Annotated in this window: 1 protein-coding gene (cut by both window edges); it reads left to right on the top strand. The window is 32.0% G+C overall.

All 20,465 nt of this window come from inside a single coding sequence — locus ACKI5C_RS00205, non-ribosomal peptide synthase/polyketide synthase (RefSeq protein WP_407430840.1), on the top strand. Of the gene's 57,513 coding nucleotides, 17,152 precede the window and 19,896 follow it; the stretch shown corresponds to coding positions 17,153–37,617, spanning codon 5,718 (partial) through codon 12,539 (complete); the first complete codon in view begins at position 3. Both codon boundaries (start and stop) fall beyond the window edges.

Below are 20,465 nucleotides of genomic sequence, written 5' to 3' on the forward strand. Positions count from 1 at the left end.
ATATTTCTGCAGGGGATATTTTAAGTTTACACACTCCATATGCAATCGCCAGAACTATTAAAGAAAGTTCCTTTGATTTGGATGTTTATTCTGTGGAATCTGGTTGTCCATTAAATGAGCCTCAATTAAATGTATACTTGGATATTGTGGCTAATGATATGAAAAATGCTTACCTTATTCCTTTATCTATGAATATTTCTAAGGATTATGATGTCAATGAAATCAAAACAGCTTTGGATGAATTGTTGAAGGTTCATCCTATTTTAGGCATGTGTGTTAGTGATGAATTTGAAGTTCCATACCTGGTAAAAGGATCTGAACCGGAAGTTATTGTTAAATCTGATGTGGATGATGATTATATAAAAGAATTCCTGACAAAACCATTTGATTTGTATGACCGTTTATCCAGATTTTTAATTATTGAAAATAATGATGACTATGACTTTTTCGCTGTTTTTCATCATATTATATTCGATGCAAGTTCAGAAATGATATTTAAAGGGGATTTATTATCTATTCTTGCCGGTTCTTCTGTTGATTTTGAAAGTTCATTTTTAGAAGTATCTGCATTCAACCAACAAATCCAAAAAACAAACGAATATGGTGAAGCCAGATCATTTTATGACAATATGTTAGTTGACAGTGATGAAGTGAACGTATTATTGGATGCTGTCGGTGCTGATGGTCCTGGTTTTTATTCCACTAAATTAGATGTTGAGTTAACTGAATTCTTATCAAAAAATAATATTGGTGAAAATATATTATTCACTAGCGTATTTGCTTATACTTTGTCCCGTTTTGTTGGAAATGATAATGCATTGTTTAATATAATAGAAAGTGGACGCAGCAGATTTAACAATTTGGATTCAATTGGAATGTTTGTAAATACATTGCCATTACTTGTTGATTGTAAAAACCAAAAGATATCCACTTTCATGGGTTATATGTCTGATTTGGTTTATAATGTGATGAAATATGATTATTATCCATTCAGATTACTTGCAAATGAATATAATCTCGAGTCCAATATTTTATTCCAATTCATACCTGGATGGCTTAAGAAAACAAGGTCTGTAAATGTTGATAATGATTGGATTTATGATTTTGGTGATTCAATTTCTGATTTGACTTTTGAAGTTATTCAGGAGGGTGCAAATTACATTTTACGCGCAACATATTCTGATAAATATTCTAATGAATTTATTAAGCAGTTTACAGATTCATATAAATTAATTTTAAATGAACTGATTGCTGTTGACATGTTGGGTGATATTAATTATATTTCATACTCTGATTTGGAAATTTTGGATAATTATAATAAAACGGAATGTCCTTTATTCTATGATGACATTTTAGATGCGTTTAATGATAATCTGGCCAAATATCCTAAAAACAGTTTAGTTTCATATAATGATTTGGATTATAGTTATGGGGAAGGTGCCTTCATTGCTAATAAAATAGCTGACAATTTAACAGATTTAGGTGTTAATGAGCAGGATAATGTTGCATTTTTAGTTGAAAGGTCTGAATTATATCTGTTAAGCGTTTTAGGTATTTTATCTGCCGGAGCGGTTTATGTTCCTCTGGACAGCACCTTGCCTGATGAACGTATAGAATTCATATTAAACGACACTGAATCTAAAGCTGTTATAGTTAGTGATGAAACATATGCTCGTGTAAATAATTTAACAAATGATAATGTTATTCTTTTAAATATTTCAGATATTGTTCATGGTGATGTTGGTAGTTTATCTAGTTTGCCGGTTGTCTATGGTGATTTAGCTTGTATTTTATACACCAGTGGTACTACTGGTGTTCCTAAAGGTGTTAAAATTACCAGAAAAGCTATTCTAAATGCATCAAGTACCTACTCAATTAAATATGGATTGGGTGTTGGTGATGCTTACGGTATGTTTGCATCTGTTGGTTTTGATATTGGATCACTTTCAATGGCTGTTGTTTTATACTCAGGAGCTTCTTTAGCTGTTATTCCAGAAGATATCAAATTGGACATGTTTGAGCTGAATAAGTATCTGATTGACCATAATGTTACTCATACTTCAATTACAGCTCAAGTGGGTAAATTATTCATCCAAAATGCAGACAATGATTCATTGAGAGTATTATCTGTCGGTGGTGAAAAGTTAGGTGAGTTTGAAAACCCTAAAAATTACAGGTTAATGGATGAATTCGGACCTACAGAGGCATTTGCATTTGTCTCTTCAATAGATAACTCACAAAAAATCGATACCTCATCAGTTGGCCATATCAATCCAAACATGAAATTCTACATTTTGGATAATGAGTTTAGACGTGTTCCTGTTGGTGCTGTTGGTGAACTGTACCTAGCAGGTATCCAAATAGCTGACGGATACTTGAACCGTAAAGAAGAAACAGATAGTGCATTTCTTCAAAATCCATTTGATGGCGGAATAATGTATCAAACCGGGGACATGCTGAGAGTATTGCCTGATGGTTCATTAGGTGTTGTTGGCCGTCGTGATGGACAAGTAAAAATCAGAGGAAACCGTGTAGAACTCTCTGAAATAGAATCAGTAATACATGAAATTGATTTTGTGGATGATGTTACAGTTCAAACAATTAAAAATAGGACAAACAATGAACTGGTTGCATATGTTGTTGTATCTCAGCAAATGGAAAATCTTAAAGAGTCCGTTTGTGATTATGTAGCTAAATCTAAACCTGACTATATGGTTCCTTCCTTTGTTGTTGAATTGGATAGGATTCCGTTAACTGTCAATGGTAAAGTGGATAAGAAGGCTCTTCCTGAAGTTGATTTAGATAATTTGCGTGCAGAATATGTTGCTCCAACAAATGAAATTGAAAGGGACATTGTCAGTGCATTTGAGAAAGTATTTAATCAGGAAAACATCGGTATTTACGATGATTTCATCAGATTAGGTGGAGGTTCATTAACTGCAATTAGGGTATTGTCTCATCTTAGGGACTACAACATTGTTGTAGCCGATATTTTAAGTTTGCACACTCCTTATGCAATTGCCAATAGTGTATATGATGTTTCATTTGACTTGGATATTTATTCCCTGGAATCTGGCTGTCCTTTGAATGAAAGCCAATTAAATGTATATCTGGATATTGTTGCTAATGATAAATTTGATTCTTATCTCATCCACGGTGCAATAAATATCTCCAAAAAGTATTCGTATGAAGAATTGTATGGTGCATTGGATAAGATATTGGAAGTTCATCCAATTTTGGGAATGTGTGTTAGCGATGAATTTGAAGTACCTTACCTGGTTAAAGGATCTGAACCGTCAATTATTATAAAATCTGAAATTGATGATGAATTTATCATTGAATTTTTAACAAAGGCTTTCGATTTGTATGACAGTTTATCAAGATTTTTAATTGTCGAATATGATGACAAATATGTTTTATTTACAGTATTCCATCATATAATCTTTGATGCATTATCTAAAGGTGTATTTAAAAAGGACTTACTGGATATTCTTGAAGGCAATACATTAGATGTTGACGATTCATTTTTAAAAGCATCTGCTTTTGCTAATCAGATACATGAAACTGATGAATATAACAAAGCAAATAGTTTTTATGAATCTATGCTGGCTGATATTGATGAAACAAATCTGTTGCTTGATGATGTTTATAGTGACGGCATAGGCATTTGTGAAATGGATTTGGATGTAAATCTAAGTTTATTCAAATCATTTTTAGATAAGTATGCAATAAGCGAAAATGTATTGTTCACAAGCGTATTTGCTTATACATTGTCCAGATTTGTAGGAAGCGATAAAGTTTCATTCAACATTGTCGAGAACGGTAGGGACAGATTAAATAATTTCGATGCCATTGGAATGTATGTTAATACTTTGCCTTTATTGGTGGATTGTAAAAATCAAAATATCAGTTCTTTCATGGAGTATATGTCAGATATAGTGTATAATGCTGTGAAATTTAATTATTATCCATTCAGATTATTATCTAAAGAATATAATATTAATTCAAATATTTTGTTCCAATTCATACCTGAATGGGTTGTTAATGATAAAAAAGAATTTGATGAAAGTGAATTTGCATCCTTGGACATTGTTGGAAACATGGAGAATTTCATTGCTGATTTTAATGCTGATGTCCTCCAAAAAGGAAGTAATTATATTTTGAATATAAATTATTCCGAAAAATATTCTAAAGATTTAATTGAAAGGTTCATACAAACATACAAGTTAATTTTATCACAAATAATAGCTGTGGATAGCTTGAATGATATTAATCATGTTTCAGAATCTGATTTAGAGCTTTTAGATAGTTATAATAAAACAGAATATGAATTTGAATACAAAGACATTTTGGATGCATTTAATGATAATTTAGTAAAATATGAGAATAATGGGCTGGTTGGTTATGGGGATAGGATTTATTCTCACGGTGAAAGTGCGTTTATTGCAGATAGGATTTCTAAAGGATTAGCTGATTTGGGTGTTTCAAAACAAGATTATGTTGCATTGTTTGTTAACCGTTCTGAATGGTTCTTATTGGCAAGCATGGGTGTCTTATCATGTGGAGCAATTTATGTTCCTATTGAAACTACATATCCTGAAGAACGTATAATGCTGATGCTTGAGGATACACAATCTAAAGTTGTTATAGTTAGTGATGAAACAGAACAGAGAATTCTTAAAATAATTTGTGATAATAATCTAAATATTGATGCTTTAAATGTATCAGCCATTCTTGATGAAGGTATCTCTAGTTTAAATCATTTGGGTTGCGTTCAAGTTGATGAGGATGATGTTGCATGTGTTTTATACACTAGCGGTACTACTGGAACTCCAAAAGGTTCTTTAATCACAAGAAAAGCCGTAAATAACTTTGTTTCATGGTATGTAAAAGAAACAAAATTCACTTCTGATGATGTTTACGGTATGCATTGTTCATATGTATTTGACATTCACACTGCTGCTTTATTCGCTCCAGTTGTTACTGGTGGTTCATTATATGTAGTTCCAGAAGATATTAGATTGGATTTGAAGGCTTTAAACGATTATTATGTTGCACATAACTGTACTCATACTTATATCACCAGCCAGGTAGGTAAATTATTTGCTGAAAGTGGTATGCAGACAACTATCAAATTGCTATGTTTCGGTGGAATGAAGCTTGGTGAGTTAAATGCTCCTGATTCCATTGGTCCTTTTGAAACTTATGGACCATCTGAAAACTTAGCAGTTTCCACAAGTATATTTGCAAACGATCGTATGCACCACTCCAGTATTGGTAATTTCATAAGCAACGTAAAAGGATATGTCCTTGATAATGAACATCGAAGAGTACCTTTAGGTGCTGTAGGTGAATTATATCTTGCAGGTTGTCAACTAACTCCAGGATACCTAAATAGGGATGAGGAAAATAATAAGGCATTCTTTAAAAATCCATTTGATGATGAAGAGGACTATGAACAAATTTACAGTACAGGAGATATGGTGAGATTCCTGCCGGATGGTACTTTGGGTATTGTAGGTCGTCGTGACGGCCAGGTTAAAATCAGAGGAAACCGTGTGGAACTTACTGAAGTCGAATCAGCAATAAGAAATATTGATATTGTTGAGGATATTACAGTTCAAGTAATCAATAATGAATTAGTGGCTTATGTAGTTGTGTCTAATAATTTGGAAGGTAATGAATTGGCAGATTATGTTCGTGATTATGTCGCTGATCATAAACCGGATTATATGGTTCCATCATTTGTAATTAAACTGGATAATATTCCTTTAAATGTTAACGGTAAGGTGGATAAACGTGCCTTGCCCGAAATTGACATGGATGCATTGCGTGTAGAATATGTCGCACCGACAACAGAAAAAGAAAAAGTCATTGTAGAAGCGTTTGAGAAAGTCTTTAATCAAGAAAATATCAGTTTATATGATGATTTCATACGTCTGGGCGGAGATTCAATTACTGCAATTCGCCTTATTTCAATACTTCAGAAAAATGCCGTATCCTGTAATGCAAAGGATATATTGTCTTTTAAAACTCCTTATCTAATTGCACAGAATATTAGTGATATCAGTCATGTTTCTTATGATGCTGTTGAAGGTGAAGTGGAATTGCTTCCTATTCAACGTTATTTCTTTAATCAGGTTAATAGTAATGAGTTTTCCCAAAGCTTTATCCTGAAATCAAATGCAGACTTGGATTTAAGTATTTTACAAAATGCAATGGATGAATTAACTAATGTTCATGATATGTTGAGAGCTTCTTTCAGATATGATGGAGATGATGTAATCCAGAATATTTCACCATTGGATACTCGTGTTTGTGAAATTAATGAGATTAATATTGATAATGATTTTGATGGCAATATTAAAGGTATAATATTGAAATCCATTCAGTCTCTGGACATTAGTGATAATCTAATACGGATAAATCTTGTTCGATATAATAATGAATCTTATCTTGTCTTTGTAATTCATCATTTGATTATTGACGGAATCAGCTGGAGCATTTTAATCGATGATTTAACTCATATCTACAAAGAATTGGAACAAGGTAATGAAGCTGACTTGTTAAGGCCTTATTCATATAAGTCATGGGTTGGAGATGTTAAAAAATTAGCTGAGGACATGTCCTATGATGAAAAGCAACATTGGATTGAAATAAATAATTTGTTGGATGATTCCTCAATTAAAGGCCAGTCCAATCTTTTCAGTTTTAATGCAGATTCTTCTTTTGATGTAAATAATTTATTGATGTTGACTGAAGAAGAGTACTTGGCTTTAGCAATTTCCCGCGCTTATAAAAAGACATATGGTAAAAATATAATATTTAATCGTGAATCCCATGGTCGTGATGATAGTTTGGCAGATGTTAACAGAACTGTCGGTTGGTTTACTAGCCAATATCCGGTTCCGGTTAATATTAATAGTCGACATGATGATATTTCATTAATTAATGATGTTTATAGTATTAAAACTGCATTTAATGATGTTAAACATTTAGGTTTGAATTATGGGTCATTGATTTATGACTCCTGTGAATTAGAATTCAAACATTGTCCGGTTACTTTTAATTTCTTAAGTGGTGAATTTACATTTAAAAATGAATTATTTGAATCATACAGATTAGATTCATCAGATAATAATGTAATTGAAAGGGATTTAACTGCTTATGGTGTCACTTTCAATGTTTCACGTGTAAATGATTTTTATGAGGTTAGTGGTGAATATGCAAGCAACACTTTCATTGGAGATAAGTTTGAAAAATTTATTGAAAGAATAAAGTATGAATTGAAATTCATCGGTGAATACAAATTTGATAATGTTATTTGTGCATTAAATGAATCTCAAATGGGAGTTTATTTGGATGAGAAAGTCAATGACAAGGGAACTGCATATGCAAATTCAGGAATCTTCGAATGTAGTTCAAATAAATCAATTGATGAAATTAAAGATGCAATTGAGTTATTAATCAATAAACATCCTATTTTAAAAGGCCGTATCGTCGATGAGGATATTCCACTTTTAGTCTGCGATAGTTATCCCTTAATCGAAGTTGTGAATCATAATGATTATTCAAAATTAATCCATCCGTTTGATATGGAGAAATGTTTAGCACATTTCTATATCATTGACTGTGATGAGGGTAAATTCATATTTCATAATATGCACCATATTATTAGCGATGCTACAACTAGAGTCATTGTTAATGAGAATTTGGATGCTGCTTTAAATGGTGAATTGGATGAAGATGTTGATTTGGGTTTTGTTTATGATAGCAGGGATTCATTCGATTCCAAATTTGAAAAAATTTATGACGAATCATATGAATTCTTTAAAGATTATTTAGAGGATATTGAAGAAACCAGTACATTCTTTGCGGATATGGACGGTTCAAACAATATAATCAGCATTAGCATTCATGATGTCCGTGAACAAATTGAGTTGTTCAGCCATGAATGCAGTGTAACTGTAGGCAGTATATTAAATGCTGTTTTTGCATATTCCTACTCTCGTTTCACTGGCAGTGATAAAGTTTATTATACTTTCACTGAACATGGACGTCATGAAGAGTATAATCAAAATGCTATGGGAATGTATGTCCGTACGATTCCCGTCATCCTTGACTGTGAAAATAAATCTGTTAAAGAATTCTTAACCAATGCTTCTGATTTGATATTGGATTCAATGAAATATAGTGCATATCCTTACAGACTACTAGCCAGAGATTTCAATTTAAATAATAATGTCTCTTTTGAATATAATTTCAATTTGAATGATGTATCTGCTGTAGATGAAGAATTGATTATTACAAATCGGGACAGTAATCTGATTTCTGATTTCTTATGTGTAGTAAACGATTTGTCCGATGGATATGTGGTTAGTGTAGAATCATCTGAAAAATATTCAAATGAAACTATTATAAGATTTTTAAATGTATTTAAAGAAGTATTAACTCAAATAATGGATAAAAAAGAATTGTCTGATATCAATTATATATCTGACGATGATTTAGCTATTTTAGACAGTATTAACCAAACTCAACATCCTTTAAAATATAATGATATTTTAGATGCATTTAATGATAATCTAGCTAAGTGGCCTGAAAACAATCTTGTATCATATGATGGTAGGGTGTATACCTATGCTGAAGGTGCATTTATAGCCGATAAAATTGCCAAATGTTTAAAGGATATTGGAGTCAATAATGGAGACAATATTGCATTTCTTGTTGAAAGATCTGAGCTTTACATGCTCAGTATTTTATCCATCATGTCAATAGGCGGAGTTTTTGTTCCTTTAATTAATAAACTTCCCGATTATCATATTGAAGTCATGTTAGAAGAAACAGACTCTAAAGTTATTATTGTCAGTGATGAAACTTATGAACGCGCTAAATCTTTAAATATTGATTCTATTATTTTAAACATTTCTGAAGTTATTGATGAAGGCAGTGGTCAGTTATCTAGATTGCCTGTTGAATATGGTGATTTAGTTTGTATTTTATTTACCAGTGGTAGTACTGGAAAGCCTAAAGGTGTTAAAATTACCAGAAAATCTGTTAGTAATCTTGCTGAATTTTATGTTGACAAGTATGGGTTATGTAAAGAAGATGTTTATGGGTTCTTTTCACCTATCAGTTTCGATGCAGGTCCTCAAGCTATTTTCCAATCTATCTATGCAGGAGCTTGCTTATCTGTAGTTCCTGGAGATATTAAATTAAATATAATCGAATTAAATAAATTTTTCATTGAAGAAAATGTTACCCATACGTTCATGCCTACACAGGTAGCTAAATTCTTTATAGAAAACATCGATAAAACCTCCTTAAAGAGTTTATCTGTTGGCGGTGAAAAATTAGGTGATGTAATATCTCCAAGAGGCTATAATTTAATCGATGAATTCGGTCCAACTGAAGCATTTGCATTTATTTCTTCAATTGATAATTCCGATAAAATAAACGGTTCATCAATTGGTTACTTAAATTATAACTCTAAAGCATATATCTTGGATAATGAAGGCAGGCAAGTGCCTGTTGGTGCTGTTGGTGAATTATATTTATCATGTTATCAATTAGCTGAAGGATACTTAAACCGTGAAAAGGAAACAAATGAATCATTTTTACCAAATCCTTTTGATAGTGATGATGAATATGCAGTAATGTATAGAAGTGGAGATATGGTCAGATTATTGCCGGACAGATCTTTGGCAATTGTTGGTCGTCGGGATAGCCAAGTAAAAATCAGAGGAAATCGTGTTGAATTATCTGAAATTGAAGCTACAATACGTGAAATTGATTTTGTTGATGATGTGACCGTTCAAACTATACAAAATGGAACTAATAATGAACTGGTATCTTATGTTGTTGTTAATGAAGAATTGGGTGAAGAGGACATTAGAAAAGTGATTACAAATTATGCCTCCAAGCATAAGCCCGATTATATGGTTCCTTCATTTGTTGTTCCTTTAGATAAAATTCCATTAACAGTTAACGGTAAGGTGGATACACAAGCTTTACCTGAAGTTGATTTGGAAAGTTTACGTGTTGCTTATGTTGCTTCTACAAATGAAACTGAAAGGATAATAGTTGAATCTTTTGAAGAAGTATTTAATCAAAAACACATTAGTTTATTCGATGACTTTGTTCGTCTTGGTGGAGATTCTATTAGTGCAATTCGTCTTATTTCTTTGCTTGAGAAAAACGGTATTTCTTGTAAGGCTAGAGATATATTAAATTATAAAACCCCTTATCTGATTGGACAACATGCTAGTCAAAATGTGGAGATTCAATCCTATGATGCTAGTGAAGGGGAAGTGGATTTACTTCCTATCCAGAGTTATTTCTTTGATCAAATTAATATAAATAATTATACTCAACAGTTTATTTTAAAAGTTAAGATGGAATTGGATTTAAACATTTTACAGGATGCTCTATTTGAATTGATTAATGTCCATGACATGTTAAGAACGGTTTATAGGTTTGATGAAAATAACAATCCTATTCAGGAAATTTTACCAGTCAATTCTCATATTAGTGAAATAAATGAATATACTATCGCAGATAACTTAAATAATAATTTAAGGAGTATTTTTATAGAATCCCTTTATTCAATAAATCTTAAAAATAAATTAATCGATGTAAATGTAATCTATTATGATGATGAAGCATATCTGATGTTTGTTCTTCATCACTTAATTGTTGATGGAGTTAGCTGGAATACTTTACTTGTTGATTTAAGCTATATTTACTTTAATTTAAAAGAAAAACAAAAAATTGAATTATTAAGGCCATATCCTTATAAATCTTGGGTTAGTGATGTGAAAGAATTAGTTGAAAATATTTCTGATGACGAAAAACAGCATTGGGTTGACATTCATAATTTAATTGATGAATCTGACATTGAAGGAGACACCATTCTATTTGGTTTTAATATTGATGTAAAATATGATACTGATAATCTTTTAATGTTATCTGAAGAGGAATATTTGGCATTGGCAATCGCAAGGGCATATAAAAAGACTTATGGTAAGGATATTATTTTCAATAGAGAGTCCCACGGTCGTGATGAAAGTTTAGCAAATCTAAACAGAACTGTTGGTTGGTTTACTTCTCAATATCCTGTTCTAGTTGAAACTAATAATAAATATGATAATATTTCTTTAGTAAATGATGTTTATAATATTAAAAAGGCGTTTAAAGATGTTAGAAATTTAGGTTTAAATTATTTATCATTGATTTATACTACTCATGATATTGAGTTTAAGCATACTCCGGTTACTTTTAATTTCTTAAGCACTGAATTTGTATTTGAAAATAGATTGTTTGAAGCTATTAGTCTCTATTTATCTGAAAAAGATGATATTGTATCTGGTAGGGTCGATTTTAAATCTCATGGTATTACATTTAATGTATCTCATGTGAATGATTTGTATAGTGTTAATGGAGATTATGCAAATAATACATATATCAGTGAAAGACTTGAAGAATTTATTGAAAACATTAAATCAGAATTGGATTTCATAGCTAATTATTCAATTGGAGATGATGTTGTTTGCTGTTTATCAGAGCCACAATTGGGTGTTTATTTGGATGAAAAGATTCATGATAAAGGAACAGCATATTCTGCTCCGGGAATCTTCGAATGTGGATCCGAGTATTCTATTGATGAAATTAAAAATGCAATTAATGCCTTAATTAATAAACATCCTATTTTAAAAGGCCGTATTTTGGACACAGGCAAGATGCCTCTTTTGATTTGTGATAGTTATCCTTCAATTGAAGTGGTTGACGATTATTCAAATCTCATTAAAGAATTTGATTTAAATAAATCATTGGCACGTTTCTTCATTATTGAAAATGATGAAGGTAAGTTTGTATTTTATGATTTTCACCATATTATAAATGATGCTACTTCACGTTCAATCATCAATGATGAATTGGACAGTGCTTTAAATGGTGAATTGGGTGATTCTATTGATTTAGGCTTTGTTCATTCTAGTTGCGATTCTTTTGAATCTAAATTTGACTATAAGTATGCATCTGCAAAAGAATTCTTCAATGATAAGCTTAGTGAAATTGACGATGTAGGATATTTATTTGATGATGTTGATGGCTCTTTGGGCAGTGTTAGCATTCCTATTCGTGGTGTACGTAATCTTGTTGAATCATTTGCATATGAACATAACATTACTATAAGTAATTTATTAAATGCTGTTTTTGCATATACTTATTCACGTTTCACTGGTAGTGATAAGGTTTACTATACTTTTACAGAACATGGTCGTCATGAGGATTACACTCAGGATGCATTGGGCATGTTTGTCCGCACTATTCCAATTATTGTGGACTGTCAAAACAGGTCTGTTAATGAATATATAAATTATGTGTCTGATTTGATTTTTGAATCCATGGATAACAGCATTTATCCATTTAGATTGCTTGCAAGCAAATTTAATTTAAAGAATGATGTTGCTTTTGAATATAATTATGATTTAAATAAAATATATGATAATGGTGAGGATATCCTCTTCAGCGATGATGCAGATAGAATTTCTAAGTTCTTATGTGTTGTTGATGATTTAGATGACGGTTATCTTGTAAGTGTAAATCATTTAGATAATTTCAGTCAGGATACTGCGGAAAGATTCGTTAAGGTATTTAAAGAAGTATTGATGCAATTTTTGGATAAAGAAAATCTATGCGATATCAGATATGTTGGAAATGAGGATATTGAACTTTTAGACAGTTACAACCAGAATGAATATCCTTTAAGATATGCTGATATTTTAGATGCATTTAATGATAATTTATCACAATATCAGGATAATAATCTTGTATCATATGGTAATGAAGTTTATAATTATGGTGAAGGGGCTTATATTGCAGATAAAATAGCTAAACGATTAATGGACTTGGGTGTTAAACCTGGAGATTGTGTTGCATTTTTAACTGAACGTTCACAGCATTACATGTTCTCTGTTTTAGGAATCATGTCTCTGGGGGCAACATTTGTTCCTCTGGATGATAATTTACCTGATGAACGTATAATGTTCATGATAAAGGATTGCAGTGCTTCCCATATTGTTGTAAGTGATGCAACCTATAATCGCGTTGCTGATTTAACTGATGGAGATATAACTCTTTTAAATATTTCGGATATCATTAAAGAAGATATTGGAAGCCTGTCATATTTACCAGTGATTTATAATGATTTGGCTTGTATCTTATACACTAGTGGTACTACTGGTGTTCCAAAAGGTGTTAAAATTACTCGTAAAGCTATTGTTAATCTCTCACAAGATTATGCTGATGCTAATAATTTTGGAAATGATGATGTTTATGGATTATATGCATCAATTGCATTTGATGCAGCATCTCAAGCGATATGTCAAACAATTTATGCAGGGGCCTGTTTGTCAGTAATTCCTGAAGATATTCGCCTTGATATGAATAAATTAAATGAATACATGATTAATCAGGGCATTACTCATACTATGATGACTGCCCAAGTTGGTAAGATATTTGTGAAAAATATTAAAAACACCTCACTAAAAGTCCTAACACTCGGAGGAGAAAAACTGGGTGAAATTGAAAATTCAAATGACTATGAATTAATCGACGGATTCGGTCCTACAGAAACATTCGCATACATATCATCAATCAATGCGGAAAATAAGATTGATTCATCATCAATCGGTAAATTAAACTACAATACTAAAGCATACATTTTAGACAACGAAAGAAGACAAGTGCCGATTGGAGCAATAGGTGAATTATATCTGTCAGGTTATCAAATAGCTAATGGATATATAAATGACGAAGCACAAACAAGTGATGCTTTCATCAATAATCCATTTGAGAAAAATGACGACTACAGCATAATGTATAGAACAGGAGATATGGTCAGAGTATTGCCTGACGGAACTTTAGCTATTGCAGGTCGTCGTGACAGTCAGGTTAAAATCAGAGGAAACCGTGTAGAACTGGCTGAAATAGAATCTCTTATTATTCAAATGGATCATGTTGAAGATGTAACTGTTCAAACAATTAACCATAATGGCAATAATGAATTGGTGGCTTATGTTGAAGTATATGGAGAAATAGGTAACATTAATGATTATATTTGCGATTATGTTGCTAAATACAAACCGGATTATATGATTCCTTCTCATGTAATTCAGGTAGACTCTATTCCTTTAACTGTTAATGGTAAAGTGGATAAGAGTTCTTTACCTGAAGTTGATTTTGACGATTCACGTGTAGAGTATGTTGCTCCTGTGACTGAAAATGAAAAAATCATTGTAAAAGCATTTGAAGAGATATTCAATCAAGATGTAGGTGTTTATGATGATTTCATAAGTCTTGGCGGTGATTCATTAACTGCTATTCAATTATTGACATATCTCGAGGAGTATGATATTTCAGCAGCAGATATTTTGAATTTGCGCACTCCTTATGAAATTGCCAAGGATATTAAAAAGAGTTCACTTGATTTGGATATCTACACTTTGGAAAGTGGCTGTCCTTTAAATGAAAGCCAATTAAATGTATATCTTGACATTGTTGCAAATGATAAAATCAATTCTTACATCATTCCTATTTCCATGGAAATTCCAAAAGATTATGGCATTGATAGTATAAATGACGCTTTAGATGAGATGATGAAGGTTCATCCGATTTTGGGAATGTGTGTTAGTGATGAGCATGATGTTCCTTATCTGACTAATGGATCTAAACCATCAGTTGTCGTTGAATCAAATGCTGATGAAGAGTATATACTAGACTTCTTAAATAATCCATTTGATTTGTATAGCACTTTATGTAAATTTTTAATTGTTGAAAATGAGGACAATTATACTTTATTTGCTGTTTTCCACCATATTATATTTGATGCAATATCTGATAAAGTATTTAAAAATGATTTATTGTCCATTCTTGAAGGTAATGAATTGGATGTTGATGATTCATTCTTGAGGGTATCCGCTTTCAACAAGCAGATACGCGAAACCGGAGAATATGATAGAGCAATTAAATTTTATGAATCAATGTTGATTGATAATGAGGATGTAGGCATTTTATTGGATTCCGTAGAATCTGATGGTCCGGGCATTAGTTTTATGAATTTGGATTTGGATACTGATTTATTTAAATCATTTATTGATGAGGCGGGTGTTAGTGAGAATGCATTGTTTACCAGTGTTTTCGCATATACATTATCTCGTTTTGTTGGTAGTGAAAAAGTATTGTTTAACATAATTGAGAATGGTCGTGACAGATTCAATAATCTTAATGCTATAGGAATGTTTGTAAATACTTTACCGTTATTAGTCGATTGTAAAAACCAGGATATTTCCTCATTTATGGATTATGTGTCCGGTCTGGTTTATGGTGTGATGAAGTATAATTACTATCCATTCAGACTATTGGCCAATGAGTACGATATTGATTCAAGCATTCTCTTCCAATACATACCTGAATGGTTTGATAACAATCAAAAAGACTATAAAAATGAAGAGTCTTCCAATGAGATTATCGATGATACTAATGATTTCATCACTGATTTAAGCGTTAATCTTATTCAAAAAGGAGAAAATTATAGTTTAAATGTCATGTATACTGACAGATATTCTAAAGATATGATTCAACGATTTATGGAATCATATAAATTAATTTTACATGAATTTATCAGTGTTGAAAATTTAATGGATATCGATTATCTTTCAAAATCTGATTTGGAACTTTTAAATAATTATAATGAAAATGAATATCCTTTAATGTATGATGACATTTTAGATGCATTTAGCGATAATCTCGCCAAACATCCTGATAATAATCTTGTATCTTATAAAGATATAGTTTATAGTTATGCTGAAGGTGCGTTTATTGCTAATGAAATATCTAAGCGCTTAATAGATGTTGGTGTTGACAAGCAGGATAATGTTGCATTTTTAGTTGAAAGGTCAGAGTTATACTTGTTAAGCGTTTTGGGTATCCTTTCTGCTGGTGCAGTTTATGTTCCACTCGACGATAATTTGCCTGATGAACGTATAGAATTTATATTGGATGATACTGAATCTAAAGTTGTCATTGTTAGTGATAAAACTTATGAACGTGCTGAAACATTAACAAAAGAAAGAATTTTAAATATTTCTGATATAATTTCCGGAGATATAGGTACATTATCTACTTTACCTGTTGTTTATGGTGATTTGGCTTGTATATTATACACCAGCGGTACCACAGGTCTTCCTAAAGGTGTTAAAATTACTCGAAAGGCTATTTTGAATGCATCAAGTGTTTATTCAAATAGATATGAATTTGGAACTGATGATGTTTATGCAATGTTTGCATCAGTTGGTTTTGATATAGGATCATTATCAATGGCAGTTGTTTTATATTCGGGCGCATCTTTGGCTGTTATTCCGGAAGATGTCAAATTGGACATGTCCGAATTAAATAAATATTTAATAGCTCATGATGCAACTCATACTTCCATTACTGCCCAAGTTGGTAAGCTATTCGTTCAAAATGTTGATAATGATTCATTAAGGGTTTTATCTGTGGGCGGTGAGAAATTAGGTGACTTTGAAAACCCTAACAGTTTTAGTTTAATGGATGAATTTGGACCTACAGAAGCATTTGCATTTGTCTCCACAATAGAGAACACTGAAAAAATTGATACATCATCAGTTGGATGCATTATTCCAAACATGAAATTCTATATTTTGGACAATGAATTTAGACGTGTTCCTATCGGTGCTGTCGGAGAATTATTCTTGGCAGGTGTTCAGATAGCTGACGGATACTTAAATAGGGATGAAGAAACTGCAGAATCATTCATTGACAATCCATTCGATGATGATGAAGAATATGGTGTATTATATCGTACAGGAGATATGCTAAGGCTATTGCCGGACGGATCTTTAGGTATTGTCGGTCGTCGTGACGGTCAAGTAAAAATCAGAGGAAACCGTGTAGAACTATCAGAAGTGGAATCTGTTATTCGTGAAATTGATTATGTGGAAGATGTCACAGTTCAAACAGTCAAACATGGAACAAATAATGAACTGGTGGCTTATGTTGTTATTAATGAATATCTGGGAAATAATAATTTAAAAAATCATATTTGTGATTATGTGGGTGAGGTTAAACCTGATTATATGGTTCCTTCATTTGTTGTTAAGGTGGATGCAATTCCTCTAACTGTTAATGGTAAAGTGGATAAAAGTGATTTACCTAAAATAGATTTGGATAGTTTACGTGCAGAATATGTGGCTCCAACAAATGAAGTTGAAAAAGATATTGTTGAAGCATTTGAAAAGGTATTTAATCAAGAAAACATAGGTATTTATGATGATTTCGTCCGTTTGGGTGGTGATTCTTTAACTGCAATTAAATTATTGTCATATCTTGAGAAATATAATGTCACCGTTGCCGATGTTTTAAGATTACATACTGCCCATGCGATTGCAAGAAATATTAAAGATATTTCATTGGATTTGGATGTTTATTCTATTGAATCCGGTTGTCCATTAAATGAATCACAATTAAACGTATATCTAGATATTATCACTAATAATAAAATGGATACCTATCGTATTCCTCTTGATATAGTCATTTCTAAAAAATATTATATTGATGAGATATACGATGCTTTAGAAATAATGTTTGAAGTTCATCCTATTTTGTCAATGTGTGTAAGTGATGAATTCGAAGTTCCTTACTTAATTAAAGGATCTAAAGCACAAATCACTGTCGAATCAAGTGCTGATGATGAGTATATTGCGGACTTTTTAACTAAAGAATTTGATTTGCATGATAGTTTGTGTAGATTTTTAATAGTTGAAAATGACGATGATTACAGTTTATTTGCTGTTTTCCACCACATTATCTTTGATGCATTGTCTGATAATGTATTTAAACAGGATTTATTGTCCATCCTTGAAGGTAAATTATTGGATGTAGATGATTCGTTCTTAAAAGTATCTTCCTTTAACCAACAAATGCAGGAAACTGAAGAATATACCGAAGCTCATAACTTCTATGAATCAATGTTGGTTGAAAGTGAATCTGCCGGTGTTTTATTGGATAGTGTGATATCTGATGGTTCAGGTGCCAGTTCAATGAATTTAGATTTGAATAAAGAGTTATTCAAATCATTCATGGAAAAATCTGGTGTTAGTGAAAATGTATTGTTTACTGGTGTTTTCGCATATGCTTTATCTCGCTTTGTAGGTAGTGATAAGGTAGTATTTAACATTATTGAAAATGGTCGTGACAGATTCAATAATCTTAATGCTATAGGAATGTTTGTAAATACTTTACCACTGTTGGTTGACTGTAAAAATCAGGAAATTTCATCATTTATTGAGTATGTCTCCAATTTGGTTTATGGTGCGATGCAGTATAACTATTATCCATTCAGACAGTTGGCTAATGAGTATGATATTGATTCAAACATTTTATTCCAGTACATGCCGGAATGGTTTAATAACAATGGAGGGTTTGAAGAGGAGGAATCTCAAAATAGTGGAATTTCTGGAAATATCAACGGACTTGTAGCCGATTTAAGTGTTGACCTTATTCAAAAAGGTGATAATTATGTATTAAGCATCCTCTATTCCGATAAGTATTCTAAAGATATGATTCAACGATTTATGGAATCATATAAACTAATTTTAGATGACTTTATCAGCGCTAATAAATTGGAGGATATCAACTATCTTTCAGAATCTGATTTGGATATCTTGGATGGTATTAATAATACAGAACTTCCTTTGAAATATGATGATATTCTGGATGCATTTAATTATAACTTGGAGAGATATCCTTCCAATAAATTAGTATCCTATAATGATGTCTCTTATACTTATGAACAAGGAGCATTCATCTCAGATAGGGTAGCCAAAAAATTAACTGAACTGAATATTGCTCCACAGGATTGTGTCAGCTTTTTAGTGGACCGTTCAGATTTATACATGTTCTGTATTTTGGGTATCATGTCCATAGGTGCTGTTTATGTTCCTTTAGATGATGACCATCCGGATGAACGTATCGAATTCATGTTAAGGGATACAGACTCTAAAATTGTCATTGTAAGTGATGGGACTTATGAACGTGCCGATAATTTGTTTGATGATGCTGTTCTTTTAAATATTTCTGATATTGTTAATGCGGATATTGGTAGTTTGACAAGTTTGCCTGTGGTTTATGGCGATTTGGCTTGTATTTTATATACTAGTGGTACTACTGGTATTCCTAAAGGTGTTAAAATCACCAGAAAATCCATTGTTAATATTTCACAGTATTATGAAGATACTTATCATATATGCAGTGATGATGTCTATGGTTTGTATGCATCAATTGGTTTTGATGTGGCAACTTTTGGAATATTTGCTGCAATTTATGTCGGAGCCTGTCTGTCAGTAGTTCCGGGTGATATTAGGTTGAATATGGGTGAATTAAACAAGTATTATATCAGACAAAACATCACTCATACCGTTATGACCACTCAGGTGGCCAAGCTATTTATAAATCATAATGATGAGACTTCACTTAAAGTCTTACTCACGGGTGGTGAAAAGTTAGGTGAGTATGTAAATCCAAGAGATTTCATATTGGTGGATGTTTATGGACCAACAGAATCATTCATGTTCACCAATACGGTAATCACATCAGAAAAAATAGACTATTCCTCTGTAGGATCTCTAAATTGCAACGTAAAAATTTATATTTTGGATAATGAGGGCAGGCGCGTACCATTCGGAGCAGTCGGTGAATTGTACATTGCAGGTTATCAAGTCGCACAGGGATACCTGGATTATGAAGAAAACGCAAAATCATTTTCAGACAATCCATTTGACAACAGGGAAGGTTATGACAGATTATACAGTACAGGAGATGTTGTACGTCTATTGCCTGATGGTTCATTAGGTATTGTCGGTCGTCAGGACGACCAAGTTAAAATCAGAGGAAACCGTGTGGAATTGCCTGAGGTTGAAAATGTTATTCGTGAGATAGATTATGTTGATGATGTAACTGTTCAAACCATAAAACATGACGATAATAACGAAATAGTTTCCTATGTTGTTTTAAACAAAGAATTTGATGAAAATGAGCTTAAGGATTCAATTTGCTCTTATGTGGCCGAACGTAAACCGAATTATATGGTGCCTTCATTTGTCATTATTCTGGACGCAATTCCTTTAACTGTTAACGGTAAGGTAGACAGACGTGCTTTACCTGAAGTTGATACAAGTATTTTACATGAGGAATTTGTTGCCCCTACAAATGATGTGGAAAGACAAATCATAGATGCATTTGAAAGCGTATTTAATCAAAAAGGTATTGGATTAAATGATGACTTTGTCCGTTTGGGTGGAGATTCTATTAAGGCTATTCGTGTTATTTCATTGCTTGAGCAAAATAACATTTCTTGCAGTGCTAGAGATATATTAAATTATAAAACA

Source organism: Methanobrevibacter sp., from assembly GCF_045646045.1.
Taxonomy (GTDB): Archaea; Methanobacteriota; Methanobacteria; order Methanobacteriales; family Methanobacteriaceae; genus Methanocatella.